We start from the raw sequence: 15,821 nt of genomic DNA, 5'->3' as shown, positions 1-15,821 counted from the left end.
CGAACCTTGGAGGTGGATGAAGTTGAAAGTTGTTATTGCAGGTGGTTCAGGTTTTGTTGGACGGTATATCACAAAATTACTTTTGAAGAACAATCATGACATTATCATCCTTTCACGGAATCAAAAAGCTGACACAGAGAATGTGAAATATGTGCTTTGGTTGCAAGAGGGAGCTAGTCCTGAGAAAGAGATTGGCAAAGCAGATGTATTCATTAATCTTGCCGGCGTTTCCATAAACGATGGACGATGGTCGGAAAAACATCAAAATAAGATTTTCAAAAGCAGGATGGAAGCGACAGACGAGTTGATTCGGATCATTGGTAAGCTTGATCAAAAACCATCCGTTTTCATTAACGCGAGTGCCATTGGCATATACCCTGTATCCGAAACTGAAATTTATACAGAAGATTCTTTGGAAGTTGCGACAGACTTTCTTGGTAATACCGTGAGTGAATGGGAGAAGAAAGCTTCATCACTCAATGACTTGGGAATCCGGACGGCATTCACTCGATTCGGGCTAATCCTTGGAAAAGATGAAGGAGCTTTGCCGCTTATGGTCTTGCCATATAAAATGTTCATCGGAGGTAAAGTCGGCTCGGGACGGCAATGGGTTTCATGGGTTCATGTGCAAGACGTTGCTCAAGCCGTTGCACATATTATACAAAACGACCAATTGAAAGGTGCCATTAACGTAACTGCTCCGTTCCCCGTCCGGATGGATGAATTCGGGAAGATGATTGGTGCCACTTTACATAAACCGCATTGGTTGCCTGCACCTTCACCTCTCATGAAGCTGGCGCTCGGAAAAAAGAGCTTTCTCGTTTTGGAAGGACAATACGTAATGCCCGAAAAGCTATTGGCAAATGGCTTTGAATTCGATTTCCCAGTCTTATCGTTGGCTTTGGATAACCTTCTTTAACTAACGTATATTTCCTCTATTTGCGCACATCCTACTCAAAAAGGAGAGTGCAATCTATGGTTGAGGAACACGGCCCAGGCATATTGATGGCTGCCTTCATTATTGTTGTCGGTATTTTATTCAATCCATTCTCGGCGAAGGCAGAAGAGTTCCATTGGGGATTCAAGAAAGCTACAAACGGAGTTCCACCCAATGCTGGGCCAGCGTTGGAATCTATGCTTGAAAAACATGGTGCGATTTACAAAGGAAAACCTGATGAAAAAATCGCCTATTTGACTTTCGACAACGGCTACGAAAACGGCTATACCGATAAGATATTAGATGCATTGAAAAAAGAGGACGTCCCTGCAACATTCTTTCTTACTGGCCACTATTTAAAAAGTGCTGCCCCTCTCGTCCAGCGAATGGTGAAGGAAGGACATAGCATTGGAAACCATTCGTACGACCATCCCAATATGGCAAATCTATCGGAAGAAAGAATGGAAGAGGAATGGAAGAAATTCGATGAGCTCCTTTATAAGACGACTGGTATCGAGCGGACGATTTACGCTAGACCGCCTGAAGGGATCTTTAACGATGCTTTATTGAGTAAAGGCAACGAGTTAGGGTATCGCCACATTTTCTGGTCCGTTGCATTCATTGATTGGCACGCCAATAAACCTCGCGGCCGCGACTATGCTTACAATGAATTAATGAATCAGCTTCACCCTGGAGCGCTCATCCTCATGCATACCGTATCACCCGATAATGCAGAGGCATTGCCAGACTTCATTCGTGATGCCAAGAAAGCGGGATATGAATTCCGGTCATTAGACGATCTCGTTCTCGAATATGAAAATGTCAATTCGATTTTACGGTGACAAAAAAAGCATCCCTACTGAAGGATGCTTTTTCTTTTTGTGCCGAAAAGGGAGATGATAAACAACAGTACAAATAAAATGGAGATGATGAGCAGATAGCTTACATTTTCGATGAATTCCAGAAAGAGGCCGCCCGCAAACGGTCCAGTCAGACTGCCGATGCTGAAAAAGATACCGCATAGTAAATTACCCGTCGGCAATAAATCTTTAGGAGTCAAATCGGACATGTACGAGATCCCGAGTGAAAAAATCGACCCGATAAAAAGACCTGCAATAAATACAGTCAGCATAACATACGGAACTGAATTCCCCATCATACTGGCAGCCCAAAAAGAGAGAGCGCCTCCTCCATACGTTATCGGAATAACTTTTTGTCTGCCGAATTTATCCGAAAGCATGCCGAGGGGCAACTGCGAAACGATGCCACCTATTGAAAATATTGCAAGAATCATCGAGACGGAGGTGAGCTCCATCCCATTTCGCAGCGCATAAACCGGGTACATCGCATTCAGAGAAGATTCTAGAAATCCATAACCGAACGGGCCTAAAAAGGCAATCCATGCAATCACAATCGTGCTTTTCGACCGTTTTATGAAACTTCCCGTTTCCGAAGGATTCCCTTTCATAACTTCCGGAAAATCATTTTTCAAATTAAAGACGAGCAACCATGCTGACATGCACAATAGGCCGGAAACAATGAACGGCAATCCTTCATGGATACTGACAAGTGGCGCAAACAGCGGCCCTACTGCGAAGCCTAAGCTGAATGACAAACCGTAAATCGCAATATTCCTACCTAATTTATGCTGCGGTGATGTACTCGTTATCCACGTTTGCGTTGAAAAATGAAGGGCATGATCCCCGATTCCGATTAGCAATCGGAGAATGAACCAAAAGACGACATGTTTCCACAACGGAAACATAAGCAACGATGAAAAGACGAGAATTCCACCTAATATAATGACGGGTTTATATCCATATTTGCGTAATGGCGCTTCCATGAATGGGGATACTAGAAGAGTACCTATGTATAAGCCTGTCGCATTCAAACCATTTAATGCGCTCGAAACACCGTCCCTCTCAAAAATGGCTGAGATGAGCGGCAATAACATGCCTTGGGAAAAGCCAGAAATCGAAACGATGATGACGAGAATCCAAAACCGACGCTGTTCAGCTTTCGATGTTGTGTTCATAAGCAATACGCTCCTTATTTATAAGAAATCATCTTATAATAGTAGCATAAGGAGGATTGATAAGAATGAAATTCGAAATGACTGAAAACGGATTTGAAACGGAGACTTCGTTTGGCAAACTGCAAATTTCATCAAATGATGAATACGGATTCCGTCCGTACCAGCTTTTAGTTTCATCGATCGCAGTATGCAGTGGTGGCGTTCTACGTAAGATCCTTGAAAGAAAAAGGTTGCCGGCAAACAACATTACGATTGAAGTGAAAGAAGTTGTCCGTAATGAGGAGATTGCAAACCGTGTGGAAAAGGTGCATCTTCATTTCATAATTGAACGCGAGAAGATTAAAGATGAACAAATGGAGAAGATCATGCATGTAACGGCAAAGAACTGTTCAATGGTTCAGTCGGTAAACGAATCAATCGAAGTCGTCGAAACGTACGAATTCATTTCTTAAATGAATAAGGGCCCAGTCCATATCTGATATCAGAATACGGCTGGGCCTTTACTTATGATAAGAACCTTCACTTTCATTTTGCATATAAATCGTAGGCGTTTATCGGCTAGGGCCGTCAAACGTTCACGGATCCCCTCCTTTACATAAGGATTCGATTCGTCTCTACACTACGGCCTCCTTTTCTTATTGATTAGTTGTAGTATAGCATGATAATTTTCTATTGTAAAGATTTTGTTAAGTGGAATTTTCACTTTATTTATAGAACCTATCGCAACGTTGAAAAATGCGCGAAGTTCGTATACGATTACAATGATGAAAAGAGGTGTAGTTCTTGGAAAAAGGGCAAAGCAACAGTCACGTCGACGACTTGAAAAATCGTCTCCATCAATTCTTGGAGAAGCTTGAATCGATTGAGCCGGAAACGACCGATTTGAATGATATCGATCAGCTTATCAGCTTAGTCGACGAACTTGAAAACCAGATGAACAGATTAAAAAAAGATCAATGATTCTTCAGGGGGAAATAAGAATGTACATAGAACAACTTGAGAAAAGCATGTATGATCTAATTTGTGAAACGTCTACAAATCTTCCGAAAGACGTCCGACGTGCCGTAAAAGCAGCAAGAGAAAAAGAAGATGCCGGCACACGGGCTGCAATGAGCCTTGATACGATCGCGAAAAATATTAATATGGCAGACGACAAGCTTTCACCTATTTGCCAAGATACTGGTTTACCAACCTTCAAAATAAAAACTCCTATTGGAGTCAATCAATTAGAAATTAAGGCGGCTATAAAAAAAGCGCTCATCCAAGCGACAAAAGATGGCAAGCTAAGACCGAATGCAGTTGACTCAATTACTGGTGAGAACAGCGGAGATAATCTCGGCGAAGGCCTACCAGTCATCAAATTCGAACAGTGGGAAAACGACCATATTGAAGTAAAGTTGATCCTAAAAGGCGGCGGCTGTGAGAATAAAAACATTCAATATAGCCTACCGACTGAATTGGATGGTTTAGGCCGGGCAGGACGCGATCTTGACGGAATCCGAAAATGTATCCTCCACTCTGTATATCAAGCACAAGGACAAGGCTGTTCAGCTGGCTTCATCGGAGTAGGTATCGGCGGAGACCGCACGTCCGGCTATGAGCTCGCGAAAGATCAACTTTTCCGCGCAGTGGATGATGTAAACCCAAATGCTCAGCTAGCCGAAATGGAAGCTTATATTTTGGAATCAGCCAATAAACTAGGAATTGGAACGATGGGCTTCGGTGGAGAAGCGACTTTATTAGGTTGTAAAATCGGTGTCATGCACCGTATCCCTGCAAGCTTTTATGTTTCTGTAGCTTACAACTGCTGGGCTTACCGCCGGATGGCTGTAGATTTAGATCCGACGACTGGCGCTGTGACAAACTGGCACTATAATGAAGGTAAAAAGCTTTCTTTTGATCAAGAAGAACAAACGGAAACGAAACAGTCTTCCCGCGTTGTTGAACTAACAGCCCCAATAACTGAAGAACAAATCCGTGATCTTCAAGTTGGGGACGTTGTTAAAATTAGCGGTCGTATGTATACAGGTCGCGATGCAATCCATAAGCATCTTTCAGAAAACGATGCACCAGTCGATTTGGATGGCCACATCATTTACCATTGCGGTCCGGTCGTTCTGAAAAACGAAGACGGTGGATATGAAATCGTAGCAGCTGGCCCGACGACATCTATTCGTGAAGAGCCATACCAAGGCGATATAATGAAGAAATTCGGCATCCGTGCTGTGATCGGAAAAGGCGGAATGGGACCGAAAACACTAGCAGCGCTGCAAGAACATGGCGGAGTGTACTTGAACGCTATCGGCGGAGCAGCCCAATATTATGCAGATTGCATTAAAGCGGTTGAAGGTGTCGATCTTCTCCAATTCGGCATCCCCGAAGCGATGTGGCATTTGCGGGTAGAGGACTTTACCGCTGTCGTCACAATGGATTCACACGGAAATAGCTTACACGCAGATGTGGATCAAACATCGCTTGAAAAATTGTCCCAGTTCAAAGAAAAGGTCTTCAGCTAATTACAAGCGCCTCGGCACATATTGTGCCGGGGCTTTTTTATGTCAACTATTCTTCATTTTGAGTCATGAGTGTTGCATTTCCCTTTTAGTTTGATATACTGTTATTTATAATAATTATCATATCAGAATCATTATTGTTAATTGAATTTGATACTCATTCTCAAAGAGGAGGTAGTCAAATGACAACTCAAACGAAAGAAACGCCACAAAGTTCTACTCATTTGACAGCACGTTTGGAACTGATCGCTGCAATTGTAGCAGGGATATTAATTTTAGCTGCCTGGTTGACCGGAAAAAATGAATCATCGTCGCTATCAATCTCGCTATATATAATCGCCTTCCTGATCGGCGGTTTCGCAAAAGCGAAAGAAGGCATCGAGGAAACGATCGCGGATAAGCAGTTGAATGTCGAAATGTTAATGGTATTTGCAGCAATCGGCTCTGCTGTCATCGGCTATTGGGCAGAAGGCGCCATCCTCATTTTCATTTTTGCGATCAGCGGCGCACTCGAAACGTATACATTAAATAAAAGTCATAAAGAGATATCTGCGTTAATGGAATTACAGCCTGAGGAGGCTTGGCTCATTCAGGAAGACGGCTCAACAGTTAGCATACCGACCTCTTCCCTTTCCGTAGGTGCACGAATACTTGTAAAGCCAGGCGAACGGATTCCCGTCGATGGAGTTGTCATCAAAGGCACAACCTCCGTTGACATGTCTGCCATTAACGGCGAGTCGTTACCTGTCTCAAAGACTCAAGATGATGAGTTATTTGCTGGCACTGTCAATATAAGCGGGGCGATTCATATGGAAATGACGAAGCCGAGCTCGGAGACATTATTCCAGAAAATAATCACTCTCGTTCAAAATGCGCAAAGTGAAAAGTCCCCTTCCCAGCAGTTCATCGAAAAATTTGAAGGCACATACGTTAAAATTGTCATTTTCACAGTACTCGTCATGATGTTTTTACCGCATTACCTATTCGACTGGGATTGGACGACGACATTTTATCGCGCCATTGTCTTATTAGTTGTCGCCTCCCCTTGCGCGCTAGTGGCATCGATCATGCCTGCAACGCTGGCAGCAGTTTCGAATGGAGCGAAAAGAGGCATTCTGTTTAAAGGCGGCATCCACTTGGAGCATCTCGGTTCATTAAAAGCAATCGCATTTGACAAGACTGGTACATTGACTTCCGGGAAGCCGGTCGTAACCGACTTTATCGTCCGTGAAAATACGGACGTCGAAAAGGCTCTTGCCCTGCTCTCAAGCATCGAAAAACAGTCCAATCATCCACTCGCTGTTGCAATCGTAAATTATGCTGAACAGGAAGGAATCGTCCAACAAGAAAGCCCGCCGATTGAGGACGTTCCGGGTTACGGCATTCGGGCAGTTACAAAATCCGGTGAAATTCTCGTAGGAAACCCGAATTTTGTCGGAAAAGAATTGATTGATGAATTTAACGAAGGTATTGTCCAAAAGCTTTCAAATGAAGGAAAAACAGTTGTTTCCATGAAAGATTCTGAAGGAATTCTCGCTGTCATTGCGTTGAAAGATACATTGCGTCCTGAAGCAGTCAAAGCAATCAAAGACCTTAAACAATTAGGGATTGAGTCAATCATGTTAACAGGAGACAATGTAAATACAGCAAGGACGATTGCCAACGAAGCAGGATTGGATCGGTATGTGGCAGAATGTCTGCCAGAGATGAAAGTTAACGAATTGAAACGACTACTTACAGAATATAAGGAAGTTGGCATGGTCGGTGACGGCATCAATGATGCCCCTGCATTAGCTACAGCCACTTCAGGCATTGCAATGGGCGAAGGCACCGACGTTGCGCTTGAAACTGCTGATGTCGTTCTTATGAAAAATGATTTGACTCGTATTTCTTATGCTGTGAAAGTTTCAAAGAAAATGCAACGGATTGTGAAACAAAATATCTTCTTTTCCGTCGCAGTAATCGCCATTCTAATTACTTCCAACTTCTTGCAAATCGTCGATCTTCCATTAGGGGTCATTGGCCATGAAGGAAGTACAATTCTTGTTATATTGAATGGTTTACGGATGTTGAGCAAAGTAGAATAAAGAATAAAAAATTCCTGCCCATTGCCACTTGCCTTAAAAAAGAGTGTAGACAAAGTCCAAAAACGACTTTGTCTACACTCTGAGCAATGCAGTCAACCCACTGCATTGCTCTTTTCTTTTGCTAATTTTGCTTGTTTTCGTTCTGTCATGACAGCATTCAATTGACCGCCAAGCATTAAGATGATCGCTGAAAAGTAGAGCCACATCATAAGGACGATAATTCCTCCAATGCTTCCGTACGTCTTTGAATAGTTCGCGAAATTACCGACGTAAAACGAGAATGCAAGTGAAGTCAAGATCCATCCCGTTGTGGCGAATAAAGCCCCTGGCATTGCACTTTTTAGTCGAACTTTTAAATTTGGGACCACCCAATAAAGTGCTGTAAATACGATGAAAATTAAAATTGGTGGTATAATCCATCGCATGCTTCCCCATAATTTCAGAAATCCTTCCTCCATTCCAAAATAGGAGAATGCTAGCATTCCAATCTGTTGGCCGAATACCGGCAATAGAAGGGCAATGATCAATACGGCAATTAATGCGACTGTAAATACGACTGACATCCCTCTCGCAACGAGGAAAGATCTTGATTCCTCGACATGATAGGAGCGGTTTAATGCCTTCGTGAGAGCGTTCATCCCTTTAGATGCCGACCAAATCGTCGCCAATGCACCAATTGATAATAGCCCTCCATTACGGTTTTTCAATATTTCTTCAACGGTGTCATGGATGAGTGTATACACGCTATCAGGCGCATAATCCCTTATGAAAAGGTACACTTGAGATTCATCGATGCTTAAGAAAGGTAACAACGTAATTAAGAAGATTAATAGAGGGAATAAAGATAATAGGAAAAAGAACGCCAATTGAGAACCTAAGCCAGTGATATCCACCATCTTGATCCGCACAAGGAGCTCCTTCCAAAATCCTTTTGTCGTTGTAACATCGAATTTTTCCAAATCCCCGTCCTTCACATCATCCAGGAATTTCATAACTTGTGAATTTGCCATGAAACCACTTTTTTCTTCATCGGTTACTGTTTTATCTTTTTTCGGAGTAATGCGGTCTTTGTTATTCACATTTGACTCACTCCTTCCGTAACTTACATCTTTTTTGCGCTCAAAGCCTCTTTCGATTCTTTCACTATTTCTTTGTATTCCTCTTTTGAATCTACAAAGGCTTCCTTCGTATCAACAACCAGCTCTTTCACTTGCGGTGTTAATGTTTTTAATTCTTCAACTTGATTCTTAATATATGCCGCATCTCCTGAAAATTGTTCATAAATCGATAAGTACTTGTCTTTCTGTTGTTGTAACTTATGTTTCAGGACATCCGGATTTTTTGAATAATAGCCGGCCTGTGAAATCATTGCGTTCGATTTTTTCATCACTTGTTGCCGGGTGCTTCTATCGAACATGCTGATAGCACCACCTAAAATTGCCCCCAACATGATAAACCTTCCAAATTTGCTGTTTCCCACGTAAAACCCTCCAATTCCATTCTAATCTGCATACACCATTATACCCTTCGATTGAAAAAACAAACAATGTTCATGAATTTGAAAAAATGTCTTGACTATTTCGAAGAAGTTTCGGAATATAAACGATAAGACTACCAATGTTCTCAATAGTCTAATGTATTAGATAGTGGCAACGGGAGGGAGTCGTTAGCCAGGATAAAATCTGGCACAGAAGGGAATTTAGTTACAAAAACAAACAAAATAAGGGGGTAATTTGATGGATGCAATCACAGGCTTTTTGGACAAAGCAAGCGGATTTATTTGGGGACCGCCACTTCTTGTCCTACTTGTGGGAACAGGTATTTTTCTAACTGTAAGGCTCGGATTTATTCAAGTGCGGTTATTGCCGTATTCATTGAAACAAGTATTTTCTCGTAAGCATAATAAAAAAGCGGATGGCGACATTACGCAATTCCAGGCTTTGATGACGGCGATGGCTGCAACTGTCGGGGTCGGTAACATTGTCGGGGTCGCAACTGCAGTTTATATGGGCGGTCCAGGGGCAATTTTCTGGATGTGGCTCGCAGGTTTCTTCGGAATGGCTACAAAATATGGGGAAGCTATTCTTGCAGTAAAATATCGTGTTAAGGATGCAAAAGGGCAAATGGCTGGGGGGCCGATGTACTATCTTGAACACGGTCTGAAACAAAAATGGCTCGGTGTCCTGTTCGCTATTTTTGGGGCGCTTGCGGCTTTCGGTATCGGAAACGGTACGCAATCGAAGGCAGTCGCAGACGTCATGAACAACACTTTCAACGTTCCGCATTGGATTACTGGGGTTGTACTTTTTGTTTTTGCCGGACTCGTAATTCTTGGAGGAATCAAATCGATCGGCCGGGTTACTGCATTCTTCGTACCGATCATGGCACTCTTCTATTTCATTGCAGGTGCAATCGTTGTAATTATGAACTTCGATCTTGTTCCAGCGGCATTTGGTTTAATATTCAGTGACGCATTTACAGGACAGGCAGCTGCTGGTGGTGCAATTGGTGCAGTTATCCGTTTCGGTGTTGCTCGAGGACTATTCTCTAACGAAGCTGGTCTTGGTTCTGCTCCTATCGCTGCCGCCGCTGCAAAAACAGACATGCCTGGTCGCCAAGCACTTATTTCAATGACTCAAGTATTATTTGATACACTTATTATCTGTTCAATTACAGGTATTACAATTGTCATGTCAGGTCAATGGAAAGACAAATCAATTGACGCCGGCGCATTGACTGCACAAGCATTCGGAGAATTCCTAGGAAGCGCAGGTCCTATCATCGTCGCAATTGGTATCGTATTCTTCGCAACTTCTACAATTTTAGGATGGGGCTACTATGGAGAAAAATGTTTCCAATACCTCTTCCCTAAAAATGGAGCAGTATTAGGGTATCGTATCGCTTTCGTTTTGTTCATTATGGTAGGAGCTGTCGTATCTCTTGATATCGTTTGGTTGCTTGCGGACGTATTAAACGGATTGATGGCTATTCCAAACTTGATCGGTCTTCTTGGATTGTCTGGAATCATCGTTATGGAAACTAAACGATTCAAAGCGAAAATCGAAGAAGAGAAAGAAGAAGCAAAGCTTGGGAAATCAGCATCGGTTGACAGTTCAATCGATTAATGTGATGATTAGTCCGAAGCTAATGAAGGGCGGACGACATTATGGATCTATCTCAACCAACACCTGAAAACGTAACGTATATGATTGAAAAAATTAAAGAGAAGCTACGAATGGTCAACGTTGATGCAATGAAAGCGGACAATTTCAGCACATCCCAATATGAGGATCTCGTATACATGTACGAGATGGTCATGAAAAGGGATACAATCAGTCCGAACGAAATGCAAGCCATCGCCGCTGAACTTGGTGCATTACGCAAATGAAGTGTGTTAGACTAAAAACCCGATGCGACAGGAAAATCCTGAAGCATCGGGTTTTTATTGTGTTTTATTCAACTGCTGTTCCATCTTTCAATACGAGAGGCTGTATAAGAACTTCAACCCGTCTATTCTTGCTTCTTCCTTCTGCTGTATCATTGGAAGCGACAGGTTTATTTTCGCCATATCCCTTTACGCTGAACAGTTGAGGATCCATTTTATCATTGCTGACGATTGTCTTGAGGAAGTTGATTGCCCTCATCATGCTAAGCTCCCAGTTGGATGGGAATTCAGCGCTATTAATCGGAACATTGTCTGTATGTCCAGTGACGACGATTTGCCGTGGTTTTTCAAAGACGAGGAGATTAGCGATATCTTTTGCCAACTTTTCATATTCCGGTTTAATAGTCGCTTTGCCCGACTCGAATAGGATGCTGTCTCTAATCGTAATTAGCAGCCCCTCTTCTGTCAATTTCGTCTGGAATTGATTCTCAAGCTCTTGGACAGCGATATATTCATCGAGCTTATCCTGAATTTCCTCAAGAGATTGTTGGTCTTCCAAATAAGAAGAGTTTTCATTTTTCTCCCCTGCACTGTCTTTCGGTACCGGTACTGGGGTAGGAGCGGAGTTATCCATCACTCCTGTCCCCCCGTCGAAAATTTGGTTAAATACAGAAGATATTTGACTGAATTTTGCTTCATCCAATGAGCTGGATGCAAATAAGACGATGAACATCGCTAATAACAATGTGAGAAGGTCCGCGTAAGGCAAAAGCCAAGACTCGTTAATATGACCTTCTTCCCTATTTTTTCTTTTACGTTTCCTCGACAACCTGGCCCGCCCCCTTGTCGCTCGTATTTTTAGCAGCGAGCTTTCGACGTTCTTCCATCGACAAGTATGAAGATAGCTTTTGTTCAATGACTCTTGGGGCCTCACCCTCGAGGACGGAAAGAATCCCTTCGATCATCATCATTTTTTGACGAACTTCTTCTTTCGACTTACGTTGTAGTTTATTTGCAAACGGATGCCAAAGTACATACCCTGTAAAAATACCTAACAATGTCGCGATGAAAGCTGCTGATATGGCATGTCCAAGCGCATCGATATCATTCATATTTTTCAATGCAGCTATCAAACCGACAACCGCTCCCAACACACCGAGCGTCGGTGCATAAGTACCAGCTTGTGAAAAGATGAGTGCACCAGCAGAATGCCTATCTTCCATTGCCTCTACTTCTTCGGTAAGAACATCACGGATATAATCGGCATTTTGTCCATCGATAGCAAGGCCAAGTCCATTTTTCAAAAATGGATCAGATATTTCATCGGCTTTCGCTTCCAATGACAACAAACCTTCCCGTCTTGCAATATCTGCCCAACCGGAAAACATTTTGATTAAATCCGAGTCAGCAGTCAAATGCTGTTCTTTGAAGATAATGCCGAACAGCTTCGGCACTCGCTTGATTTCCTTCATCGGAAATGCGATGACAACCGCTGCCATCGTTCCAACGATAATGATAAGGATAGCGGCTATATTTAACAGATTATCCGGTGTTACGCCTTTCATTATCATTCCGACAAAAAGCGCAACGATTCCTAGGATAAGTCCAAAAACGGTTGATAAATCCATATGAGTACCCTCCATGTCCTACAGTCTACTTCTTCTTATTTCGACATATCTCCCACATTCTTTAGTCATCTCGAATAATAAATATAGTTCTTCAATGAAATGTCACCTTGCATACACATTTTGTCCTTTGATCATTTGTGCAGGTAATCAATGTAAATTCAAAAGCTTAGTAAAGACTTTTTTATTTCTATAAATTATCACTTTTTCCCTTTGCCTGTCTTCTGACTCTAGAGTACTATTAATACATACAGACGAAGGAGGTATTTATGTTGTCGACATTTGAACAGAAGTTGGAGAACTACGCAAGTCTAATCGTAGAGGTTGGATCGAATATTCAAAAGGACCAAACGCTCTACATAAGCGCTTCCATCGAGACCGTGGAGCTTGTCAGAAAGGTGGCTGCCAAGGCTTATTCTATCGGCGCAAGACATGTCATCGTTGATTGGGTTGATGATGAACTGACAAAATTGCGTTATGAAAAAGCGCCAGCCGAATCTTTTTCGGATTTCCCTGAATGGAAAGTAATGGAGCGTGAAAAATTAGCAGAAGCCGGGGCGGCATTTGTAAGTATCGTTTCACAAAGTCCTGACTTGCTAAAAGGTGTCGATCCTTCACGAATTGCGGATGCACAAAAGGCTAGCGGAAAAGCGTTGAGCAATTACAGAAAAATGATGATGGCAGATCGTTTCAGCTGGTCAGTCGTTGCTGCTCCCTCAAAGGCTTGGGCTGCAAAAATGTTCCCTGAGTTGGATGAATCCGAACAAGTTCCAGCACTATGGGAGGCTATTTTTAAGGCGGTTCGGGCAGATCAGGAAGATGCTGTCGGAGCATGGAAGGAACTAGACCGCAATTTGAATGAAAAAGCCGATTACTTGAATAAAAAGGCGTATGCGAAACTTCATTACAAAGCACCTGGTACAGACTTGACGATTGAACTGCCGAAAGGGCATATTTGGTGCGGAGGAGGGAGTGTCAATGTTGACGGCAACGCGTTCATGGCAAATATGCCGACCGAAGAAGTGTTCACAGTCCCTCATAAAGATGGTGTAAACGGTTACGTAAAGAACACGAAACCTTTAAGCTACGGTGGAAATATTATCGATGATTTCACAATAACTTTTGCAAATGGCCGAATTACCGAAATGAAAGCTGGCCAAGGCGAAGAAGTCCTGCAACGTCTCGTTGATACGGATGAAGGGGCTAAACATTTAGGCGAAGTCGCTCTCGTTCCACACGCTTCCCCAATTTCAGAATCAGGATTATTATTCTACAACACACTTTTCGATGAAAACGCATCGAATCACCTAGCAATCGGGAGTGCATACTCCTTCTGTCTTGAAGGTGGTAAAACGATGTCTTCGGATGAATTGGAAAAACGTGGACTCAATCAAAGTATTACACACGTCGACTTCATGATTGGATCTGCAGATATGGATATAGATGGAGTTTTGGAGGATGGAACTGTCGAGCCTGTATTCCGTAATGGAAGCTGGGCATTCTGATTTTAGACACAATTACTTAAAACATTTCAATCTCCTCTTTAATTATTGCAGGATTATAGTATAATGAGATGTATAATAAATATTCATTGTAGAGAGGGGTCTCATCATGGGCTTGATGTATACTACAGTTATTGGATATGCTATCGTCCTTGGTATAGCAGCATTATTTACAATGCATTATCTTGGGAAAGCTCTCAATTCCGCCGATGCAGAAACAATCGATCCAAAACCGGAAGTAAAATAAAACAAAGGGTTGCCACTTGGCAGCTCTTTTCTTTTTCTGTACTATTTACTATGAGTCGAATCAATATTCACACCTAAGATGCCGGATCAAGAGAACTATTTTAGTTAAAGAAAACTTAATTAGAAAACGGAGGTCGCTATATGACTGTCTTATCTGAAATCATTGCGTACAATAAAGAATTCGTCAACGAAAAGAAATACGAGGAATACACCACTACAAAATTCCCTGATAAAAAAATTGTAATTTTGACTTGCATGGACACAAGACTTATAGAGCTTCTGCCGAAAGCTATGAATTTGCGAAATGGCGATGCTAAAATCATTAAAAGCGCTGGAGCGATCGTTACTCATCCATTTGGCAGCGTCATGAGAAGCATCCTTATTTCTCTTTATGAATTGAAGGCGGAAGAAGTATATATAATCGCCCATCATGACTGCGGGATGAGCTCCATAGATACAGACCAGATGATTGAAAAAATGGTCGCACGCGGCGTAGACAAAAATCTATTTAAAACGTTAAAGTACTCTGGAGTCGATATGAAAGATTGGCTGCGCGGATTCAGTGATGTTACTGAGAGCGTGAAACGAAGCGTGGACCAAGTGCGTAATCACCCACTTATGGATCGCAAAGTTCCTGTCCATGGCCTTGTCGCACATCCTGACACCGGATTATTGGATGTCATTATTGACGGATATGAAGCAATCGACGAAAAATGACATTAGATTTCCCGGGAAATGACAAAAGCGGAGGGCGCTCGCTAAGCTGTGACAGGCATTAGGTAGATGCGCGAAAAGGCGCTCTTTGCCGTGCAGCGTAGCTGACTTATGACCCGAGCAGCTAGCACCCGAAGCTGGATGGGGTAATATGACAAAAACCGATTCTTCGTTAGAAGAATCGGCTTTTTATTTTAGCTGTTAGTTTCCGCCAGGCGGCCTTACCCTTTCAATAATCATCTGCTAAGCTTGCGTACATATAATGATCTTCCCAAAAACCATTAATGTACAATAACTTTCTCAGCAATCCTTCTCGGACAAAGCCTGCATTCTCCAGCACTTTCACCGAACCGGCATTCCGCGGAGAAACAAAAGCTTCGACTCGATGCAATGAAACTGTTTCGAATGCAAACTTCTTAACAATCTTCACCGCTTCAGTTGCAAGCCCTCTGCCTGTTTCCCGTTCGTCGATAGAATAACCGACGAAACCGCTTGAGAAAGGCAGTCGCTTTATGCTGTATAATGAGATGTGACCGATTAACCTGCTTGTTTCGGCGTCAAAAATCCCAAAATTGTATTCGCGCCGATCTCTCATTTGATAAATGGATTCCCTTATCTTATCCCGCTGGACAGAAACCGTATAATAGCTCGATTCGTGACGAGGCTCAAAAACAGTCCAGTACTCTCGATTCGCTTTGAGCAGCTCGGTGAATATTGCTGCATCGTCTTCTGTCAATATACGTAAATAACAAGTTCGCCCTTCAAGCAGAATCAATG

General features: G+C 42.6%; 17 protein-coding genes. 11 read left to right on the top strand and 6 right to left on the bottom strand.

Going from position 1 to position 15,821, the window contains the following annotated elements; all coding sequences use genetic code 11:
• Positions 1–22 precede the first annotated feature (22 nt).
• Both ACR65H_RS17215 and ACR65H_RS17210 read left to right on the top strand, forming a co-directional pair.
• A complete protein-coding gene (locus ACR65H_RS17215) occupies positions 23–919 on the top strand; it encodes a TIGR01777 family oxidoreductase (RefSeq protein WP_440502000.1) in 897 nt (298 codons plus the stop codon).
• Between the two features lie 56 nt (positions 920–975).
• Positions 976–1,779, top strand: a complete 804-nt coding sequence (locus tag ACR65H_RS17210) for a polysaccharide deacetylase family protein (RefSeq protein ID WP_440501999.1) — start codon at positions 976–978, stop codon at positions 1,777–1,779.
• A 14-nt stretch (positions 1,780–1,793) separates the two neighbouring features.
• On the opposite strand, the gene ACR65H_RS17205 is transcribed toward ACR65H_RS17210, so the two are convergent.
• On the bottom strand, positions 1,794–2,972 hold the full coding sequence (locus tag ACR65H_RS17205; protein WP_440501997.1) for an MFS transporter: 1,179 nt from the start codon (positions 2,970–2,972) through the stop codon (positions 1,794–1,796).
• Between the two features lie 65 nt (positions 2,973–3,037).
• Between ACR65H_RS17205 and ACR65H_RS17200 the strand changes: the two genes are divergently transcribed.
• The 4 genes from ACR65H_RS17200 (at position 3,038) to ACR65H_RS17185 (ending at position 7,572) form a co-directional block, all read left to right on the top strand.
• Positions 3,038–3,424, top strand: coding sequence for an OsmC family protein (locus ACR65H_RS17200; protein ID WP_440501995.1), 387 nt, complete (start codon positions 3,038–3,040; stop codon positions 3,422–3,424).
• Positions 3,425–3,755: 331 nt separating this feature from the next.
• Positions 3,756–3,932 (top strand): SE1561 family protein, encoded by a 177-nt coding sequence (locus ACR65H_RS17195; RefSeq protein WP_440501993.1) that lies wholly within the window; start codon positions 3,756–3,758, stop codon positions 3,930–3,932.
• A 20-nt stretch (positions 3,933–3,952) separates the two neighbouring features.
• Complete coding sequence (locus ACR65H_RS17190; RefSeq protein ID WP_440501992.1) at positions 3,953–5,488, top strand: fumarate hydratase; 1,536 nt, start codon at positions 3,953–3,955, stop codon at positions 5,486–5,488.
• Positions 5,489–5,667: 179 nt separating this feature from the next.
• The gene (locus ACR65H_RS17185) at positions 5,668–7,572 is read left to right on the top strand and encodes a heavy metal translocating P-type ATPase (protein WP_440501990.1); all 1,905 of its coding nucleotides are present in this window, start codon (positions 5,668–5,670) and stop codon (positions 7,570–7,572) included.
• A 92-nt stretch (positions 7,573–7,664) separates the two neighbouring features.
• On the opposite strand, the gene ACR65H_RS17180 is transcribed toward ACR65H_RS17185, so the two are convergent.
• Together ACR65H_RS17180 and ACR65H_RS17175 are read right to left on the bottom strand one after the other, a co-directional pair.
• Complete coding sequence (locus ACR65H_RS17180; RefSeq protein ID WP_440501989.1) at positions 7,665–8,651, bottom strand: YihY/virulence factor BrkB family protein; 987 nt, start codon at positions 8,649–8,651, stop codon at positions 7,665–7,667.
• 23 nt (positions 8,652–8,674) lie between these two features.
• The gene (locus ACR65H_RS17175) at positions 8,675–9,052 is read right to left on the bottom strand and encodes a YtxH domain-containing protein (RefSeq protein WP_440501987.1); all 378 of its coding nucleotides are present in this window, start codon (positions 9,050–9,052) and stop codon (positions 8,675–8,677) included.
• A gap of 256 nt (positions 9,053–9,308) precedes the next feature.
• Here ACR65H_RS17175 and ACR65H_RS17170 point away from each other — a divergent pair, with 256 nt between their 5' ends.
• The gene (locus ACR65H_RS17170) at positions 9,309–10,697 is read left to right on the top strand and encodes an alanine/glycine:cation symporter family protein (RefSeq protein ID WP_440501985.1); all 1,389 of its coding nucleotides are present in this window, start codon (positions 9,309–9,311) and stop codon (positions 10,695–10,697) included.
• Between the two features lie 41 nt (positions 10,698–10,738).
• Positions 10,739–10,960, top strand: a complete 222-nt coding sequence (locus ACR65H_RS17165) for a DUF1128 domain-containing protein (RefSeq protein ID WP_429919549.1) — start codon at positions 10,739–10,741, stop codon at positions 10,958–10,960.
• Positions 10,961–11,024: 64 nt separating this feature from the next.
• On the opposite strand, the gene motB is transcribed toward ACR65H_RS17165, so the two are convergent.
• Both motB and motA read right to left on the bottom strand, forming a co-directional pair.
• Positions 11,025–11,786, bottom strand: coding sequence for a flagellar motor protein MotB (gene motB / locus ACR65H_RS17160; RefSeq protein WP_440501983.1), 762 nt, complete (start codon positions 11,784–11,786; stop codon positions 11,025–11,027).
• Positions 11,770–12,585 (bottom strand): flagellar motor stator protein MotA, encoded by an 816-nt coding sequence (gene motA, locus ACR65H_RS17155; RefSeq protein WP_440501982.1) that lies wholly within the window; start codon positions 12,583–12,585, stop codon positions 11,770–11,772. The genes motB and motA overlap by 17 nt, the downstream gene beginning before the upstream one ends.
• A 269-nt stretch (positions 12,586–12,854) precedes the next feature.
• On the opposite strand from motA, the gene ACR65H_RS17150 reads away from it, so the two are divergent.
• The 3 genes from ACR65H_RS17150 to ACR65H_RS17140 all read left to right on the top strand — a co-directional run bounded on the left by ACR65H_RS17150 (position 12,855) and on the right by ACR65H_RS17140 (position 15,047).
• Positions 12,855–14,087 carry an aminopeptidase gene (locus tag ACR65H_RS17150; RefSeq protein ID WP_440501980.1) on the top strand — a complete coding sequence of 411 codons (1,233 nt, stop codon included), beginning with the start codon at positions 12,855–12,857 and terminating at the stop codon, positions 14,085–14,087.
• A gap of 106 nt (positions 14,088–14,193) precedes the next feature.
• Positions 14,194–14,331, top strand: a complete 138-nt coding sequence (locus ACR65H_RS17145) for a hypothetical protein (RefSeq protein WP_440501979.1) — start codon at positions 14,194–14,196, stop codon at positions 14,329–14,331.
• Positions 14,332–14,471: 140 nt separating this feature from the next.
• Positions 14,472–15,047, top strand: coding sequence for a beta-class carbonic anhydrase (locus tag ACR65H_RS17140; RefSeq protein WP_440501977.1), 576 nt, complete (start codon positions 14,472–14,474; stop codon positions 15,045–15,047).
• 226 nt (positions 15,048–15,273) lie between these two features.
• Here ACR65H_RS17140 and ACR65H_RS17135 read toward each other — a convergent pair whose 3' ends face one another.
• On the bottom strand, positions 15,274–15,819 hold the full coding sequence (locus tag ACR65H_RS17135; protein ID WP_440501975.1) for a GNAT family N-acetyltransferase: 546 nt from the start codon (positions 15,817–15,819) through the stop codon (positions 15,274–15,276).
• Positions 15,820–15,821: the final 2 nt, after the last annotated feature.

The organism is Sporosarcina sp. SAFN-015, assembly GCF_059415085.1.
Note: the sequence above shows the minus strand (reverse complement) of the source record. Positions and strands in the feature narration are given on the sequence as shown.